General features: G+C 35.8%; 10 protein-coding genes. 2 read left to right on the top strand and 8 right to left on the bottom strand.

Annotated features, from left to right (window positions below):
- Positions 1-177: 177 nt before the first annotated feature.
- The 6 genes from MY04_RS21350 to MY04_RS21325 all read right to left on the bottom strand — a co-directional run bounded on the left by MY04_RS21350 (position 178) and on the right by MY04_RS21325 (position 12,584).
- Positions 178-3,219, bottom strand: coding sequence for a glycoside hydrolase family 2 TIM barrel-domain containing protein (locus tag MY04_RS21350; RefSeq protein ID WP_066214090.1), 3,042 nt, complete (start codon positions 3,217-3,219; stop codon positions 178-180).
- Between the two features lie 316 nt (positions 3,220-3,535).
- The gene (locus MY04_RS21345) at positions 3,536-4,774 is read right to left on the bottom strand and encodes a glycosyl hydrolase family 28-related protein (protein ID WP_084006045.1); all 1,239 of its coding nucleotides are present in this window, start codon (positions 4,772-4,774) and stop codon (positions 3,536-3,538) included.
- A 119-nt stretch (positions 4,775-4,893) separates the two neighbouring features.
- A complete protein-coding gene (locus tag MY04_RS21340; RefSeq protein ID WP_066214084.1) occupies positions 4,894-7,926 on the bottom strand; it encodes a glycoside hydrolase family 2 TIM barrel-domain containing protein in 3,033 nt (1,010 codons plus the stop codon).
- A gap of 282 nt (positions 7,927-8,208) precedes the next feature.
- Complete coding sequence (locus tag MY04_RS21335; protein WP_236941122.1) at positions 8,209-9,654, bottom strand: sulfatase; 1,446 nt, start codon at positions 9,652-9,654, stop codon at positions 8,209-8,211.
- 249 nt (positions 9,655-9,903) lie between these two features.
- Positions 9,904-11,424 (bottom strand): sulfatase family protein, encoded by a 1,521-nt coding sequence (locus tag MY04_RS21330; protein WP_084006189.1) that lies wholly within the window; start codon positions 11,422-11,424, stop codon positions 9,904-9,906.
- A gap of 107 nt (positions 11,425-11,531) precedes the next feature.
- Positions 11,532-12,584, bottom strand: a complete 1,053-nt coding sequence (locus MY04_RS21325; protein WP_066214073.1) for a hypothetical protein — start codon at positions 12,582-12,584, stop codon at positions 11,532-11,534.
- A gap of 221 nt (positions 12,585-12,805) precedes the next feature.
- Between MY04_RS21325 and MY04_RS21320 the strand changes: the two genes are divergently transcribed.
- Complete coding sequence (locus tag MY04_RS21320; RefSeq protein ID WP_066214070.1) at positions 12,806-13,780, top strand: alpha/beta fold hydrolase; 975 nt, start codon at positions 12,806-12,808, stop codon at positions 13,778-13,780.
- 87 nt (positions 13,781-13,867) lie between these two features.
- On the top strand, positions 13,868-14,905 hold the full coding sequence (locus tag MY04_RS21315) for a DUF3626 domain-containing protein (protein WP_066214068.1): 1,038 nt from the start codon (positions 13,868-13,870) through the stop codon (positions 14,903-14,905).
- A gap of 107 nt (positions 14,906-15,012) precedes the next feature.
- Here the strand turns inward: MY04_RS21315 and MY04_RS21310 are convergent, their stop codons facing one another.
- Together MY04_RS21310 and MY04_RS21305 are read right to left on the bottom strand one after the other, a co-directional pair.
- Positions 15,013-15,690 (bottom strand): M48 family metallopeptidase, encoded by a 678-nt coding sequence (locus MY04_RS21310; protein WP_066214065.1) that lies wholly within the window; start codon positions 15,688-15,690, stop codon positions 15,013-15,015.
- Positions 15,691-15,751: 61 nt separating this feature from the next.
- Positions 15,752-18,877 carry a type I restriction endonuclease subunit R gene (locus tag MY04_RS21305; RefSeq protein ID WP_066214063.1) on the bottom strand — a complete coding sequence of 1,042 codons (3,126 nt, stop codon included), beginning with the start codon at positions 18,875-18,877 and terminating at the stop codon, positions 15,752-15,754.
- Positions 18,878-18,896 lie beyond the last annotated feature (19 nt).

The following is an 18,896-nucleotide window of genomic DNA, read 5'->3' as shown; positions in this document are numbered from 1 at the left end:
ATAATAATCTACCAATCTAATGAACAACGCCAAAAATTCAAAGAAATTCTAATACTACATACAAATAACATCTCAATAAAGAAAAACCCCACAACTTATTCAAGCTGTGGGGTTTTATATTTAAGTGAAGTACCTTTGTATGTACCTGCATTAAGGGTTATTTTCTTTTTGTTTTGATTAAATCGCCTTCATTTCGTCTAGACAGAAGCCATTTACTTTTAAAGCGGTTAAACGAATCGTATTGGCACCAATACCTAATTTTACTTTCACCTCAAATTCTTTCCACTCTTTACGGTAGTTATCACACGATGGTAAAGCAATGACCTGTTTCATACCGTTCACGTCTAACGTTAACGTATGCTCTTGAATATCTCTCTTAGCTGCAGAGTATCTTAGTCTTAAGGTATATTCTCCTTCACTACCATCGTTCTCTTGATAGAACTCTACATATCCACCTTCGTTTTTTCCATAATCAATAAAGCCTTTACCGTTAAAGTTTTCTCCTTCGGTAGAGATAGTTACACCATCAAAAGTGGCGTCTTCTGCTTGATCACCTCCAGGGTTTGCTGCTGTCATTACTGTTTTCCATTCAAAACCTTCATCTTTAGCAAATTTTTCATGCATTATCATGATTTCTTTGTTTTCTAACACAACAATTGCTTTAACTGTTGTTCCCAATTCAATTGAGAATGGTACTGTATATTTTGAAGATGCTGTAGTTGGTCTTGAACCGTCAATGGTATAATAAATGTCGATCTTTCCTTTAGAAGATTTACCTCTTAGTGAGATTTTTTCAACATCGATATGTACTTGTTTTGAAGTGATTAACCTTTTCTCTCCCAAGATTGCTCCCACATATAAATCAATAGCTCCATCAGCATCTGTACTTTCAATATATGCTCTAGTCAGACCATAAAAGGCAATTCTATCTTTGGCTTCAAAATGTTTTTCCACATCAACCGGACTTCCGTTATCCAATGCTTTTACTCTACCTGAGCCTTCAACGTGGTAAAAACTTCTATTCTCGCCATAAGGATAAAATTCACCTTTGGCATCTTCCGAAGCTATACGTACTTGAACAATGTCTTCTTTTTGGTTCTTCATCCCTTCACCATCAACTGTTAATTTCAATTGAGAAGGAGCATCCGCTGATCTTATTATCTGATTAACAATTGCTTTTCCGTCTTTATAACCAATTGCCTTGAGTTCGCCTTCTTGGAAACCTACTAGCCATTCACATTGCATTTTATCCCATGATGTTCCAGGGTTTTGTTTTCCTAAAGATTGACCATTTAAAAACAATTCCACTTCATCACAATTAGAATAGACCCAAACTGGAATTTCTGTTCCTTTCTCTAAAGTAGGGTGTGTCCAGTGAGGTAAAATGTGAATCATTGGTTTAGAAGTCCATTGAGATTGGTATAAGTAGAACAAATCTTTCTCGAAATTAGCTAAATCAATAGCTCCAACTATAGATGCTTTGAAAGGCCAACCACCATGTACAAAACCTGCTTCTCCAAGGTAATCATGACCGGTCCATCTAAAAGAACCTGCATAATTAGGAATATCTCTTAATTGCTCAATATTTTGCCTTGAATTAAGACGTACTATTGCGTTATCATAACTTGAAGTAAATATTTGTTTGTAACTTTTTTTGTTAGCAGATTTTGTCCAATCATAGGTAAATACTTCTTCTTCTGTTAAATCAGGATATTCGTAAGGTTGATGACGAACGCATGGATAACCATCTCTATACCATGTTTTTGTTCTATAGAAACCTCTTACTTGCCAAGTGTGTGTATTTTCTGTACCCACAAACACTCTATCGTTCGATAAATGATCAAAGAAACCTTTGCGTTCACTATGACCATTTACACCAAATACATCCATATGATCAGAACCAGAGTGACCCGAAGTAACTGGGCGTGTATTGTCTAGTTCATGACATCTTTCTACCAACGCTTTTGCTTCTTCTTCTCCTTTTGTTTCGTTACCTACTGAATAGATAATTATTGATGGATGATTTCTATCTCTTTTGATCCAATCTGTTAAATCACGATCCCACCATTCTTTAAAGAAATGAGCTCCGTAATCGTTTGCCGCTTTTTTGTGCCAACCGTCAAAAATTTCGTCCATTACAATCATTCCCATCTCATCACACATTGCATAGAATTGGGGTGTTTGAGGGTTATGAGCAGTGCGGATAGCATTCACTCCCATATCTTTCAATTGTTGGATTCTAAATCTTAGAATTTTATCAGGAACTGCAGCCCCTAAAGCACCTGCTTCTTGGTGATTACAAATCCCTCGCATTTTAGTTTCTACTCCGTTAATAAATAACCCCTCACCGGGCTTCCATTCTACATCACGAACACCAAAATTTGTTATATATTCTTCATCGATTTTTTTCGAAGAAATTTTAGTGATTGCCTTATATAAGTATGGAGAAACAGTTGACCATAAGTGAGGATTAGCGATCTTTAATTTTTGTGTTATTTCTTGATGTTTTCCTGCACCGATAGTTAATTTTGATTTGGCTACTGCCACTTCTTTACCGTTGGCATCAACAATAGATGTAATCAATTCACCTTTTTGCGTTTTATCAAAATCGTTTTGAATCTCAGTAGTAATAGTTACTTCGTCCTTTTTTGTTCTTACAAAAATACCCGACATGGGCACATGAAGTTTTGACTTTACATCAATCCATGTGTTTGCATAAATACCTGAACCTGTGTACCACCTTGCAGAAGGTTGAGCATCGTTATCTACACGAACGGCAAAAGTAATTTCGTTGTTTGTATCTACTTCTTTAGAGATATCATATTGGAAAGTGATCCAACCAAAAGGTCTATTTCCTAATTTTTTTCCATTAGCCCAAACCGTAGAGTTCATAAACACTCCGTCAAAAGTGATATTTACTGATTTACCTTTCCACTCTTCAGGCACTTGAATTGTTTTTCTGTACCATCCAATACCGGCAGGTAAATAACCACATTTATCACCCATCGGGTGGTTTTCATCATAATCCCCTTCAATACTCCAATCATGAGGTAAAGTTAAATTCCTCCAATCCTCATCATTGTAGTCTTTTTTGTCGGCTCCTGTTTGTTCGCCTAATTTAAATTTCCAATGCTCATTAAAATTTATTCTCTCTTGAGCTTGTAATGAAAGGGACGGCAGTAAAAATATCCCCAAAAAAATTAATAGTAAATGCTTCATTTCATTTCATGTTAGATGACAATACAAATATCTGTTTGCCATCTTTGAAAAATGATCCTCTGTGTATATTATGTGTTCTTACCAAGATAATCGACTGATATAAAACCCTTTAGACTCAAAAGAATAAAGACACATTTTATTCAATAATAATTCACTTGATTTCGATGAAAAATATTTTTCACCGAACTCAGATGAATAGATTAAAAATTGAAATAGAGAGTTGATAGGCATAAAAAAATCAGGTTAGTCCATTTTAAGTTTGAAAAAACTAAAATAAACTAACCTGATTCGTATTCTATGCTTTATAAATAAAGGCTTATTTCCCTTCGTTACAGTCTTTCACTGCATCTTTCTCATACATAATATCGTTCTTTTGGTGAGGGTAGCCGATTGATTTCACATTCGTGATTTCGATGTTCCAATACCCTTTTGCAGCACCGCCTTTTCCTTCAGCAGTGTTTACTACTGTTGCACATGATGGTGCTTTGTAGCTTTCGCCGTCAGGATTCTTACCGTCGATTAATTTACGATCTTCACAAGGCATATATCTAAAGTGCTTAGACTTCACTTGCGCTGTCGTACCGTAAGTACTTTTCACGTTCGTGATTTTAGAAGTACCTGCATATGTACCTGGCTTAAGGTTGTCTACTTTTTGTTTTTTAGACACATAACCTTTACCTACTCTTACTGCAAAACCACAGTTGACTGCTTCTACATTTTCTGCTTCCACATGTCCGTTTTGGATAGAGTGAGGAGATACCATTAAAGCTGCATTACCGTTTTGGCAATAGATATTTTTCGCTACAATATTGAAGTTACCTCCTACTTGAAGGTCGTTCATTTTCTTCAAACCTGTTTCTAAACGAAGTGTTACACCCCCATCGCCCCAAATGTTTTCGTAGTATACATTTTTAGCTGCTTGTGATTGAATTAAACCATAACCGTAGTGTGCTTTCTCGATACGACAGTTTTTGATGACACCATTTTCTGGCATCACATATTCTCCTTTGTACTTGACATAACCCAAAGTAATTCCATTGAATTTAGTATTGTCATCTAAGATGTTCATGCCTTCAATCAGGAAGTTTTCAGAGTTCGCCAATTGGAACATTCTTACGTTTTTGTTCTGAGAAACACTCAAATCAACAGTGTACATGTCTTTGTTCGATCTTACACTTACGTTGGTTGCTCTGTGCTTTTCATCGCCAAACGACATGATCACAAAGTTCTTGTTATTACCAGGGTAAGTAGCATAAATTGTCGCTTTCGAATCGATGATAATATGAACATTCGATTTAAGAACTACATTTTTGAAATAATATTTACCTGCAGGAATGTTGATCACACCACCTTTACTTGAAGCAGTTAAATCGTCAATCGCTTTCTGAAGTTTCTCGCTATCGTCTTGATCGTCTTTATTGTTGACCTTATAGTCTTTTACCAAATCCACTTTTTTCTTAGCGTCTTTGATTTTGTCAGTGTAAAAATCACTTTCTTTTTGGGCGAATGATTGAAATCCCAAAAGGAAACAGAAAAGAATAAAATAATTTTTCATCTCATTAATTAATTATAAATCCCAAATCGCTGAGGATGGGACGAAGTTGAAAGTGTATGGACCCTCAACGTTCGTCCAAATATCAGCATTAAATATTTTAAAAGTTTGAATTCTTAGAGTTAAATGGCCTTCATTTCGTCTAAACAGAAACCATTAACATTTAGAGCGGTTAAACGAATAGTGTTGGCTCCCATACCCAATTGTACTTTCACCTCAAATTCTCTCCACTCTTTACGGTAGTTATCGCATGATGGTAAAGCAATGACCTGTTTCTCTCCATTCACGTCTAACGTTAACGTATGCTCTTTAATATCTCTCTTTGCTGCAGAGTATCTTAGTTTTAAAGTGTACTCTCCTTCGCTACCGTCGTTTTCTTGATAGAACTCCACATAACCACCTTCGTTTCTACCGTAATCGATAAAACCTTTGCCGTTAAAATTGGCACCTTCGTTAGAAATTGTTACTCCATCAAATGAAGCATCTTCAGCTTGGTCACCGCCAGGATTAGCTGCTGCCATCACTGTTTTCCATTCGAAACCAGCATCAGCTGCAAACTCTTCTTGCATTCTCAAAAGTTCTTTATTGTCCAGTAATACCAATGCTTTTACCGTCGTTCCTAATTCAATATCAAAGGCTTGTTTGTATTCTTTAGATGATGTCGTTGGCGTCGATCCATCAGTAGTATAATAGATACTGATTTTTCCATTGGATGCTTTTCCTCTCAGCGTAATTTGCTCCACATCGATGTTCACTTGGTTTGAGGTGATCAATCGTTTTTCGCCTAAAATCGATCCCACATACAAATTGATATCGCCATCTGCATCTGTCGACTCCACATATGCTCTAGTTAATCCGTAAAACGCAATTCTATCTGTTGCCTCATAATGCTTTTCTACATCAATTGGGCTACCGTTATCTAAAGCTTTAATTCTACCAGCACCGACTACATTAAAGAAGCTTCTATTTTCTCCATAAGGATAGAACTCTCCTTTTTTATCAGTGGATGCGATACGAACTTGAACAATGTCTTCCAAAGTGTTGGCTATACCTTCTCCATCCACAGATAATTTGATTTTGGCAGGAGCATCAGCAGTTCTAATCACTTCATTCAAAATCGCTTTTCCATCTTTATAACCAACAGCTTTCAGTTCACCTTCTTGGTAACCTACTAACCACTCACATTGCATCTTATCCCACGATTTTCCTGGCTTTTGTTTACCTAATGATGCACCGTTTAAGAACAACTCTACTTCATCACAATTTGAATATACCCATACTGGAATTTCAATTCCTTTCTCTAATGTAGGATGTGTCCAATGTGGTAAAATGTGGATCATTGGTTTGTTTGTCCATTGCGACTGATACAAGTAGAATAAATCCTTTTCGAAGTTCGCCATATCGATTGCTCCACCCATAAATGCTTTGAAAGGCCATCCTCCGTGAACAAAACCTGCTTCACCAATGTAATCGTGACCCGTCCATCTAAACGAACCTGCATAATTTGGAATGTCTCTTAATTGCTCAATGTTTTGTCTAGATGTTAGACGAACCATTGCGTTATCGTAACTCGAATTAAAGATTTGTTTGTAGCTACTTTTGTTCGCAGAAGTCGTCCAATCGTACGTAAATACTTCTTCATCTGTTAAATCAGGGTACTCATACGGTTGGTGACGAACACATGGATAACCATCTCTATACCATGTTTTTGTTCTGTAATAACCTCTCACTTGCCAAGTATGTGTGTTTTCTGTACCTACAAATACTCTGTCATTCGATAAATGGTCGAAGAAACCTTTACGTTCACTATGGCCATTCACACCAAAAATATCCATATGATCCGAACCAGAGTGACCAGAAGTAACAGGTCTTGTATTGTCCAATTCATGACATCTTTCTACCAACGCTTTGGCTGCTTCCTCCCCTTTTGTCTCATTACCTACTGAGTAAATAATGATTGATGGGTGATTACGATCTCTTTTGATCCAATCTGTAAGATCTCTGTTCCACCACTCCTCGAAGAAGTGAGCACCATAATCGTTGGGTGCTTTTTTGTGCCATCCATCAAAAATTTCGTCCATTACCAGCATTCCCATCTCATCACACATATCGTAGAATTGAGGTGTCTGAGGGTTGTGAGAAGTACGAATTGCATTCACACCCATATCCTTCAATTGCTGAATTCTGAATCTTAAAATTTTATCAGGAACTGCTGCACCCAAAGCACCTGCATCTTGGTGATTACACACCCCTTGCATTTTTGTTTCTACTCCGTTGATAAATAGTCCTTCACCAGGTTTCCATTCTACATCGCGAACACCAAAGTTCGTCGAGTAATTTTCTTTCGTTTTTTTGGATGATATTTTAGTTATTGCTTTGTATAAGTAAGGGGAATTGATAGACCACAAATGTGGATTCGTTATTTTTACCTTTTGTGTTATTTCTTGATGTCCGTTCCCATCAATCACAAATTTAGAATCAGCTACCGCTACTTCTTTACCATTGGCATCGACAATAGAAGTCACTAGATTTCCTTTTTGCGTTTTAGCAAAATCGTTTTGAATCTCTGTTGTGATCGTCACTTCATCTTGTTCCGTTTTGATAAAGATACCCGACATTGGTACATGAAGTTTGGATTTTACATCAATCCATGTGTTCGCATAAATACCCGACCCTGTATACCATCTTGCTGACGGCTGTAAATCGTTATCCACTCGAACAGCAAAAGTGATTTCATCATTTTCGTCTACCTCTTTAGAGATATCATATTCAAAAGTAATCCATCCATAAGGACGATTACCTAATTTTCTTCCATTCGCCCAAACAGTGGAATTCATAAATACACCATCAAAAGTGATGTGTACCGACTGACCTTTCCATTCTTTTGGTACTTGAATCGTTTTTCTATACCAACCAATACCAGCAGGAAGGTAACCACACTTATCACCCATCGGATGATTTTCGTTGTATTCTCCTTCGATACTCCAATCGTGAGGCAGGTTTAAATTTCTCCAATCTTTATCATTATAGTTGGTTTTATCTGCGCCAGTTTGATCGTCTAATTTAAATTTCCAATGCTCATTGAAGTTAATTCTTTGCTGAGCAAAAAGTGATAGGGATGAAAAAAGTATCCCAATAATAAGTAAGTACTTCATTTGAATTCCATTTTGAATGACATTACAAAGATGTCTTGATGATTGATTTTAAGTGATCCTGTGTGTATAAATTGTGTCTCCACAAAGACAAACTTCAAGGAACTAGTCTGTTAGCTACATAATATCCGCTTTTTTGAAGTGTGTATTTTTATGTATTGAACCCAAAACAGACACAATACGAATTCCTCTACCTCTTCTTACGAAGTTTTGGTGGGTATAAAAAAAGAGGCTGACTCAAAAAATATGAGACAACCTCTTTACAATCTTTATCGAAAAGTATGTTTATTTGCTAGCTTCTAGCTTCTTTTTTTCTTTCTTCTTGTTCTTTGGTAGCAGATATAAGAAAGAGTTATTATCAGTTACTTCTTTCCACCCTGCATATACTTCTTCTTCCCACTCAAGCAACTCTTTCTTCATTTTATCTACACGTGCTGCTTCCGCTTCTGTGTTAATCAAATCATTCTTTTCAGAGATATCTTCTACTACATTAAATAGTTCGAATTTTCCAGAGTGATATTTCTTCAACTTCCAATCGCCGTTCATAATCGCAGCATATTGGTCTTCGTAAGAACGCATGAAGTACAAGTTTCTTTCCTCCATTTCTTTACCTTGAAGCAATGGTAGGATACTCTTACCTTGGATATTATCGTCTGTGTATTTTTTACCTGATGCTACCTCCATTACTGTAGGGAAGATATCAATGGTTTGAATTGGCGTGTGACATTCCGATCCAGCTTCTACTTTATTCGGGTACTTGATAAACATTGGTACTCTTGCACCACCTTCACCCAAAGTATTCTGTCTTTTTCCACCAGATAACGGTAAATTCTCAAAATAACCACCTTGATCCGAAGTTAAGATGACCATCGTGTTATCATCCATATTCAAACGCTTCAACGTAGCCATAATCTTACCTACTGAAATATCCATACATTCTACCATTGCATGGTACTCAGCATATCTTTTTGTCATCCCTTGGTCCAAGTATTTTTGTACCAATTCTTTCTTACCAATATGAGGTCCGTGTACTGTATAATACCAAACCGAAAGCATGAAAGGCTGGTCTTTATCGTAGTTCTCTAAGAAGTGAATTGTCGTGTCCGTCATCACATCTGTTAGATAAACTCCTTCTTGATCATCAAATTCTGTATAGGCGTTATTGTCTTTAAAGAACTTTGGATAATAGCTTTTCGGGTGACCGAAATTACTTACACCAATTTGCTCATCGAACCCTTGGTGAATCGGGTGATAAGGCTCATGACCTAAGTGCCATTTACCAATAAAAGCACTGTAGTAACCAAAGTCTTTGATTCTTTCCGCATAGGTTACTTCTTCCAAAGGAAGCCAATTTCTTGAACCTCTTCTTACAGGATCTGTTTCCCACTTATTAAATTCTTTTGAATTTGAACCGTCCGCATGCTCATGAGGAATATGACGAGGCATTTGTATTCTCGCCGCCTCTTTACCTGTCAACATTGATGCTCTACTTGGGCTACATGTTGGAGTTGGAATATACGCTCTTGTAAATTCCATACTTTCTGTTTTTAGCTGACTAATATTGGGCGTTTTGAACGTCTCGTTTCTATGTTCTAAATCAGACCAACCGTAATCGTCTACAAATAGTAAAACTATATTCGGTTGCTTTTCCTTTGACTCCTGTGTTTTCTGTACAGTTGTACAACTCATTGCTCCTAAAAAAAATAGGAAAAGTAAACTATGTTTTATCATTTTCATTCCTTTTAAATGTTGTACACAAAGGTCTATGATGCTTCTTTTTTATTTGTCTATTTACATCTAAAAAATGTACCTATTCGTCAATATGTAGCTTTTCTTTATCAAAAAGTAACTTTTTATGGTCATTCTTTCAGGTTTTATAAAAATTTAGGACAAAAAAAACACCCCCGAATAGAAGGTGTTTTTTCAACTTTATAATACAAGTCACACATCAATTGATTCTAACTATAATAAATAATATTTCTATTTTGACTGTATCGATTTTGATTTCTCTTTAGCTAAATGTTTTTTGTATAATTTTGAATATTTTTTGTAGCCAATTTCTTCTCCATCAAGCATTCTTTGATACTCTTTTGGATAATGTTCTTTCACAAAATTCACAGGAGCCAAACCAGGTACTGCTTTAGGATCATATACATTAGAAACAGGCGTCATTTGTTTATCCATTTCCAATGTTTCTTCACGCATTTGTTTCAATACATCTTTGTATTCTGGATTGTTTGCCAAATTATGTATCTCGAAGGGATCATTCACAAAATCGTACAACTCCTCTTGAGGTTTTGTTGGCTCAAACCAACGTTGCTGTATCTCGTTTAATTTTCCTTCTTCGTTTAAAGATCGCATTACATGTACCGCCGGTCTGTACCATTCCAAATACCCTTGATGCGCATCGTAAGGAATTTCTGGTTTATCGTTTCTGATATATCTAAAGCGTTCTCCCGTAATTGAGCTTACTTGCTCTGGAATTTCATCCCATAGACCTCTGTAAGAATACACGTTTTTACGATCAAAATTTTCATCAATAAACGATTGTCCTGTTAAGTAATCTGGAAGTTCAACACCTGCGATATCTAAAATTGTAGCGGTAATATCTGTGCTTGCAATAATTTGCTGAGATTCTTTATCATGCTCATAACCTTCTGGCCACTTGATGATTAAAGGAATTCTTGATCCAGGATCGTGCAAATAACCTTTACCTTTAATATTACAACGACCATTGTCGCCAATCACAATAATGACAGTATTATCGTAAACTCCTTTTACTTTTAGCTCGTCGATCAACATTTTCATTTCGTTATCAGCGTACTCGACCTGATCTAAATATTTTGCCCAGTCCAAACGAATGGCAGGATGATCGGCATATTCCGGCGGTAGTTGTACCTCTGCAGGATTTACAGGATGTTCCGATTGTTCTCTCACTTCTGTCCACCAATCGCCTCTGTGCGTTACGGCTAACTGAATCTGTGCAAAAAACGGTTGATCTTCTGCAGTGAACTCGTCGAACTTATCAAAAAGTCCGTAGTCCTCTTCCCAATTTCCAATGGGTTTGTGCTTGAAATTCACATCAATCTTACGGCCTTTTTTCATTACATTTTTATGGCCTAAGACGTTCGTATATCCTTGTTTTTTTAATAAATAAGTGAATGGTTGGAAAGGCGATGCTAGTGGTTCTTCTCTATTACTTCTGTGGTGATGCGTATTGGTCAATCGCTGATGGGCACCGACCATCATAGCAGATCGGTTGGTCGAGCAAATTGATGCTGTCCCATAACAATTATAATACAACGTTCCTTCTTCTGCTAAGGCATTAAAAGTGGGTGTTTTTACGGCAGGCATTCCATAACATTCAAAGTCATGACTAATGTCCTCCAACATCACCCAAACGATATTTGGTTTCTCTAGTTTGTTTTCTTTTTCCTTATGACTACAAGAAGTAATACATAATAAGGATAGTCCTAAAATGACGGTTTGTAATATTTTCATTCCACTCGTATTGTTTGTCATTTTGTAAAAGTCCTATTTAAAAAATGGATGGTTGTATGTATGGGTAAATAATTTGTTCAGAGACACATTATCAAATCATTAAAACATTATAGATATTGCTTATTGGCTCTTTCGTATCGTTTTAGGACTTTATTCTGAGGTTTTGTAAGTACATTTCCTTTTAAATACCAGTATATTGATCGGCTTATCACCACATCCGGAATACTCAATTTGTCGAGTAATTTTTCGGTGATATCTTCTGAATATATTTCTTTAGTGGTGAGGTAATCGATAAATGCATTCACTTCATTGAAATCATCAAATTTTACTTTATCAATAAATTCTTCATGATATGATTCTTTATCAAAAAGATTGTTTAGAATAAGTAATCGATTTTGCTGCTTATTGGTGGCGTCGAGTAATGCTATTTTTTGATCGTAATTGATCTGTTTTAAAATCAATTTCAACTCATCGGCAAAAATCTTATCCGCATGATCTAAGAAATAGAGGAAGTAATCTGATATATCAAAGGCTTTCTGATCAAAAATATCCAACAATAAATGGTTTGTCCTATCAGTAGGTTGTTTAATGACCGCTCTAATATCATCTTCAGAGAATTGCTGAACAGTTCTGTTTCTCAGTTCATTTTTAATCTTTTCATTATTCACCCAATGCCATAACGTAAAACAAGAAAGTGTTGCTCCTACCACCACATCTTTATCGGTAATAAATTCTCTTGTGGCACCAGAATATCCATCTAAATCGTCTTCTTCCACTTGTAAATCTTCATACGTCAAACCTCCTAACTTAGAAAAAGGATCGCGTAGAATAGCATTCAACTTTTGATAATCGGCCGCATCAAAATCCATCGCTTTTCCATCAACATATTTTTCAAGCTGTTGGCCTTTGGGGATGATTAATTTCTTAAAATCACCATACATATCCCATTCTAAAGTCACTGTTATGATTTTACATTGGTTAGTGTAACAAATCACAGAAGCCACATTCGTCGAATATTGGTGCTGATCATTTTCAACAATTCCAATCACTTGATTCCCCTCTTTGATACCAGGATGTCTCACTTCTAATTCGAATGTGGGCACTTCTAAGTCGGAAGGAAGCTGTAAGAAAAATAATAGTATTAGTATAAAAAGTTTCATGTTGAAAAACTAGGACGATATAATTTCCTTCAAATAAGATAAAATCGATTCACATCATGTATCTATGAATAAATAAAAGTATTCATATCATTATTTTTTGATATAATTTACTCCATTGTATAAAATAAGAACTGATTAACTAATTAATTCATTATTGATCATATAATCTCTATGATGTATTTATTTTAATTACTGTTTAAGTTAGATTCTTTTTTAAATATATGAATAACCAAAAACTTAGTTCCATAAATCTTTATGATAAATTCAATGCTGCATTTGTAAGCTTGATTACTCCAGAAATGCCCGGTTTGAATAAAATTAGAAAGCAAAACAATTATTCTGATCAACCCACTTTAGCTCAACCTTTTGAGATGCCATTGGAATATCTTTCTATCAATGGGGTAAAAATTAGAATGGCTAAATCAGAAATTGATAAAGATAAAGACAAAGAAAGTATTATTCTTTTGTCCGCTTTCCCTCATACTATCATCGCATATTCTCCTATATGGGATGATCTAAAAAAGGATTATAATTTGTACGCTTACGATTTACCCGGTTTTGGAGGAAGTGCTAATGGAGAAGAATATATGTCTTTTGATTATCAAGGACAATTTCTCGATACCTTTATTCAACATTTCAAGATTGAAAACTTGCATATTGTTGGACCTGATGTTGGTATGCCGACTACATTAAATTATATCATCAATCATCAACACAAAGTAAAATCTATAATGATTGGAGATGGCCCTGCCGCTTTACCTACATCTGAACCGAGTGTGATGAGAAAAATGGTTCATTCTGAATTTTGGAGAATCATGTTTGTGATTGCCGGCAGTGGTGCCTTAATTGAATCGGCTAAAAACTTAGGAAATGTTCAATATGTGCCAAATAAATATGAGATATCGGATTACAAAAAAGCACATACGGGAAAGGTGGCCAATAACATGAAGTGGTTTAAAAAATATACTGCCTCTGTACCTCATTTAGATGAAAATCTAAAGAACATTGAATTACCTGTAAAGGTTTTCTGGGGAGAACACGAAGCGATACTCCACCCTGTAAATGCAGAAAACCTTCATAAAAGACTACCTAATAGTGAATTAGAGATATTTGATAATTGTGGTCACTTTGTCTATCAAGACGACTACCCAAGGTTTATTAAACTGATACGTGATTGGGTAGAGCGACATAAATAAATAATTAAGTGATGTCTTCAAAAAATAATTAATTTGGTGTTATTTTTAGGAGATATCACTTATTAAGCCTTTAGTTTACCAACCTAAATGAACTTAACTTCATCACAAAAATCAGCCATCCATGCGGTGTCAGAATACACCAAAATACATCAAGATAAATACCTTGAGCTAAGAGATATGATATTATATCAATCGGGTATCGATCAAAAAGTATATGACGAATATTGTGATAAACTCAAGAGATTTTCCCGTATTGGTATACATTTTCATCCTGATAGATACACTTCTGACCATGCTCTAATCATTGAGGGTATGATCGCTTCAGGGAAATATAAGAATCAATATGAAACTCAAGTTTCTTCTGGAAGCGTGACTGCATTTAAGGGTGGAGCAAGAGAGGAATGGGAAGATCATATTTTTAAGGGTGCTTATCAAAATACACCTTTTACAGAACGACCTAAATATGGTGCATTGCATCTCAACATGTCAAAAGACGGTCCCTCTCCAAGGTTTGGTTCTTGTTATTTTCTATTGAAACCTGAAATTAAAAATAGAACTACTTTTTCTTATGGAGACACTTACGATTCACCAAAAGAGTTAGGCACTATCCAAGAGTTTGAATTCATCAATACCGCTTTATTAAAAGATCTTTCTATTCGTGGCACTGCTTTAGGAATAGCCCACAATAAGGTAAGTGACTTTTTTTCACAAACGAACAAACAATTACCACAAGCAGGTAACTACAATCTCTTCAATCCACCTTCTAAGAATTTAGACTTTTACATAGAGGCACAAATACATGGTGATCTTCTACTAAAAGACGACATCGATGCCCTTGTCGCTGACGATTCATTTTTGGGAACATCAATTGGTAACCACCTAGAAACACTTTCCAAAAAATTTGATATCAATTTAACTTGGCACAAAGGCCCCGAACTCCCTGTAGATGATTTTCCTTGGGATTTTAGAGGTCCGGATGTTCCTGCTTTTGCCAAGAAAATTGGTCGTGATGGGAAAGTTAATGCGTTTGTATTGGGTGAAGCTGGGAAGCAGATGGATAAAACTCATGAGAACTTACAGATGATGAAGTATTTGTGGCATTGTTTGGTGAGGTTTGGGTATTAAAAAAACGCCCTCCACAATGCGGAAGACGTTTATCAATAAATTAACTATATTTTTAACCTTGTTATTTGTCCAATACAAATATCACATGTCTAGAATTTGATTTTTCATTATACCTCCCAATAATCCAACCTCTTATCATACCCCTCATAGTCTTCCATGTGCTTTCTGATTTCATTCCAAAAGTCCTTTGTGTGGTCTTTGAAAGGAATATGACATAGCTCGTGAAGAATAAGATAATCTATCAATTTCCATGGTAGTTTTGAAGCATCAATATTGAGGATGATCTGATTTTCAGAAGTACAAGAACCCCATCGTTTTTCCATTTTTCTAAACGATATTTTAGAAGGGGTATATCCTGTTGTTTTGATCCAGCGATTGAAACGAGGCTTAATTTTTTCAATACATTTTTGGCGGTAAAAAGATTGGAGCAATTCATTGATGTTCTCCTGTGTTATCTCTTTTAAGGTAATATGAAATTTTGACCCCGAAAAGCTGACTTCATTTTTATCTCCTTGCTTGATCTCTGCATAGTATTTACGACCAAAGTAAGGCAAACGAGAACCTGTTTTTATTTCTTCATGAATAGGTTCTGCTACCAACTTCATTTTTTCGATAATCCAGCGGGCCTTTTTTAATACATATTTATTGGCCGTTTCTTCCGTAGCATTAGAAGTTCGGTAAAGAATAGGTTGTCCTTGTTCTACTTGTATATAGTCGTGTTTGAGTTCTTTTTCAATACTCAATACATAGTCGATGATTGTATTTCCGTATTTTACTTTTCCCATACCATTAATTCGTACACTTTTTCAATAATAATAACCGTACGGACGTTGCACTGCAACGTCCCTACCCATTCTTTTTAATTAAATCTACCAAAACCGGAAGCATTTCTTTATACACCTCTTTCTCCATTTTTCCTCTCAACACTTTACGTATTTTCTTTTCGATATCTTTGAGGACAGCAAACTTATTTTGCCAATCGACAATTCCTAATTCAGGTTGAATGACTTCGAAGATTTCTTTGGTGACTTCTACAGCATCCTCACCTAATTGCGTTCCTAAAGTAGAATACACCGCAAATTCTTGATGATTTAAACCTAAATTATTGGCCTCATTGTCTTTGTTCTCAATCTTGTCGATGACTTGCTCTTGAATCTTTTGGAATAGTTCTAATTGAGAGATTCTGTTTTCTTCTTGCTGTTTGATTAACTCTTCTAGCAATTCACCCAAAGGTTTATAAAAATCAGGGTTATTATTCATCCCCACTTTAATGACGTGTCTTGCTCGGTTGGCTATTTTTTTAGCCTTCGATTCTGGTGAGAGTGTACCATCTAATTCTTGTTTGAATTTTTCTTGATCCATGATGGATACAGGTTCTTCTAACAAGTCTTTTACTCCTGATGCATGCAAATGTTCATCGATCAATGCTTTTAACTTGGCACTTTCTTCTGGGGAGATTTTTAAAGTATCGTCTTCTGGATACATATTTCTTGCTTGAAGTCGAATCTCATTAAAAAGCTTTACATCTTTTTTGTATTTAACCGCTTTAGGATGAGGTGTAACAATGGCAATACTTTCATTAAACTTCTTTAGTAAGTCTTTGAAATCGTCTCTTATATCTAATGGCTCAAGTATTCTTACAGCTTGATCGATATACTTTTCTCTTTCGTAATTTCGGTCGACTTTTACGCCTTTAAATAATTGAATCAACTTCTCATGTCTTTGCTCTAGCTTTGGAAACTCGCTTTCAAGATCGGGAATGATTTCTTCTCTCGTCATTTCCCCTCCAAAGATTTCTAAGGCTTGAATCAAGTTGTTGGCGATGCCGTAATAATCGACAATAATACCTGCGTGTTTACCTTTTCTTGTTCGGTTCACCCTCGCTAAAGCCTGAAGCAAAGTATGCTCTTTTAAGTTCTTATCAAGATACAATACACCAGCAATAGGTGCATCATAACCTGTCAATAACATATCGGAAACAATTAAAATACCATCGTTATTGAACTTCAATTTTCCTGATTTTTCTATATCATTTTCATCACCAAAAGGTAGCTTGTAGTTCTCTACGGCATCTTTTACTTCCTCGGATGGAGTAGCTAATTCAAAGTATTCAGGTGGATCTTTCTTCAAAGAAAACGACATCACCACTCTTGTATTAAAATCAATGGCTCCTTCTTCCTTTTTTCTTTCAAAAATCTTTTTGTAAGCAATGGCATTGGCTCTATTTTCACAGACCAACATGGCTTTTAATCCATCAGGATAGATTCTTGTTTTGTAGTGGTTCAAAAGGTGATCAACGATGGCTTCTAACCTTTCATTGGCACTTTTAATTTTCTTTCCTGCTTCTTTTTGTAAGAGCTTTTGTTTCTCTTGTGATTCATGACCAAACTCTTCATCAAAAGCCTGATCCATGACTTCCTTATCTATAAAATATTGTGGAAGTCCTTGTTCATAAAGTAATGGCAAAGTAGCTCCATCTTCTACTGCTTCTTTAATGGTATAGACATCTAAATAATCTCCACCGTAGAAAGTACCAAGTGTAGATTTATCTTCTTTGCTTAATGGTGTACCTGTAAAGGCAACAAACTTTGCATGGGGTAATGCTTTTCTCATAAATGAAGCCAATAGACCGTATTGTGTACGGTGTGCTTCATCAATAAGAACATATATATTTTTCTTTTGTGAAAGGGTATCTACACTTAACTTTCCCCCTTTTGCTTCTGACTCTTTGATGATCTCTTCATGAATCAATTCTCCTTCTGGATTGATGATTTCTTTAAAGAAAATAAAGGAGCCGTCTTTCTGTTTTTCTTTTCTAGTTCTTATGATATTACCTTCATCGTCGGTTTCTTGGAACTTCTGAATGGTAGTGGTAATAATCTGACCGTAGTCGTTTCTTAAAAGATCTTTGAGTCCTGCTACAGAAGTGGCTTGTTTGACATTCTTCAAACCAATATTTTGAAAAGTATTGGTGATTTGTCGGTCCAAGTCTTTTCTATCTGTAAGGACAATGATTGTAGGGTTCTCAAAACCAAATTCTTCTGCTTGTAGTTTTCGAGTGACATAACCCATAGTAATGGATTTCCCTGATCCCTGTGTTGCCCAAACTACACCACCTCTGTCTTTGGATAAGCTATTGATTGTATTATTCGTTGCTCTGATCTGTTGATAACGAGGGAGTTTTTTGATTTTTTTCCCATCGCTCAACTCAAAAAGGGTAAAGTATTTATAAATATCTAAGAAAAGGTCTTTCCTAAAAAGGTAATACAGCATGATGTCTTGCTCAGACACCTTTCTTCCCAAAAAGGTTTCCACCTCCCTTTCGTCTTTGATTCTATACCTCGAATAAAATTGTGAAGGGGCATTGATGGCACCATATCTCGCTTGCCATTTACACATTCCTGCACAAATAAAATTATAAACAAAAAGACGTTCACTATTGCGTTGGTAGTGCTGCATATCGCTAATCGCCTTGTCGATGGCTCCGCTAGCTTTTGCCGATTTACACTCCATAACTGCCAAAGGAAAACCATTCACATACACCACTATATCTGGAATGCTATTACTTTGGCTTCCTTTAAATTTTAATTGATTAGTAACTATCCATTCATTATTCTCTGGATGATCAAAATCTATATAACGCACATCTTTTTTCTTTCGATGTGGATCGTTTAAGTCTTCTAACTGCGTTGTAAATTCATCCTTACACAATACCCTTTTCCAAAACTGCTCATTCACCTCCATCAACGACTCATAACTTTTAAACGTTACTTCTCGAAATGCTTGATTGACCTGCTGTTCTTGCAACCATGGATTCAGCCTTTTTATCGCGTCTTTTACTTTCTCCTCAAATAAAACTTCATTGATCGAAGAACGAGTGTCGTCTTTTTGTCCATCTAAATAAGTATAACCGAGCTTGCTTAGTAGTTCGATGGCAGGTTGTTCTGATTGTATGAATTCGGGGTTTGACATGTTTGTTATAGTTCTCTTT

Origin of the sequence: Flammeovirga sp. MY04 (assembly GCF_001682195.2) — a bacterium.
GTDB classification, from domain to species: domain Bacteria; phylum Bacteroidota; class Bacteroidia; order Cytophagales; family Flammeovirgaceae; genus Flammeovirga; species Flammeovirga yaeyamensis.
The sequence above is the reverse complement of the archived record's forward strand: the minus strand, read 5'-3'. Positions and strand labels throughout refer to the sequence as shown.

What these genes read in the sequence shown, in the direction of transcription:
- MY04_RS21350 (WP_066214090.1), bottom strand. Translation starts at nt 3,219, where the DNA reads ATGAAGCATTTACTATTAATTTTTTTGGGGATATTTTTACTGCCGTCC.
- MY04_RS21345 (WP_084006045.1), bottom strand. Translation starts at nt 4,774, where the DNA reads ATGAAAAATTATTTTATTCTTTTCTGTTTCCTTTTGGGATTTCAATCA.
- MY04_RS21340 (WP_066214084.1), bottom strand. Translation starts at nt 7,926, where the DNA reads ATGAAGTACTTACTTATTATTGGGATACTTTTTTCATCCCTATCACTT.
- MY04_RS21335 (WP_236941122.1), bottom strand. Translation starts at nt 9,654, where the DNA reads ATGATAAAACATAGTTTACTTTTCCTATTTTTTTTAGGAGCAATGAGT.
- MY04_RS21330 (WP_084006189.1), bottom strand. Translation starts at nt 11,424, where the DNA reads ATGAAAATATTACAAACCGTCATTTTAGGACTATCCTTATTATGTATT.
- MY04_RS21325 (WP_066214073.1), bottom strand. Translation starts at nt 12,584, where the DNA reads ATGAAACTTTTTATACTAATACTATTATTTTTCTTACAGCTTCCTTCC.
- MY04_RS21320 (WP_066214070.1), top strand. Translation starts at nt 12,806, where the DNA reads ATGAATAACCAAAAACTTAGTTCCATAAATCTTTATGATAAATTCAAT.
- MY04_RS21315 (WP_066214068.1), top strand. Translation starts at nt 13,868, where the DNA reads ATGAACTTAACTTCATCACAAAAATCAGCCATCCATGCGGTGTCAGAA.
- MY04_RS21310 (WP_066214065.1), bottom strand. Translation starts at nt 15,690, where the DNA reads ATGGGAAAAGTAAAATACGGAAATACAATCATCGACTATGTATTGAGT.
- MY04_RS21305 (WP_066214063.1), bottom strand. Translation starts at nt 18,877, where the DNA reads ATGTCAAACCCCGAATTCATACAATCAGAACAACCTGCCATCGAACTA.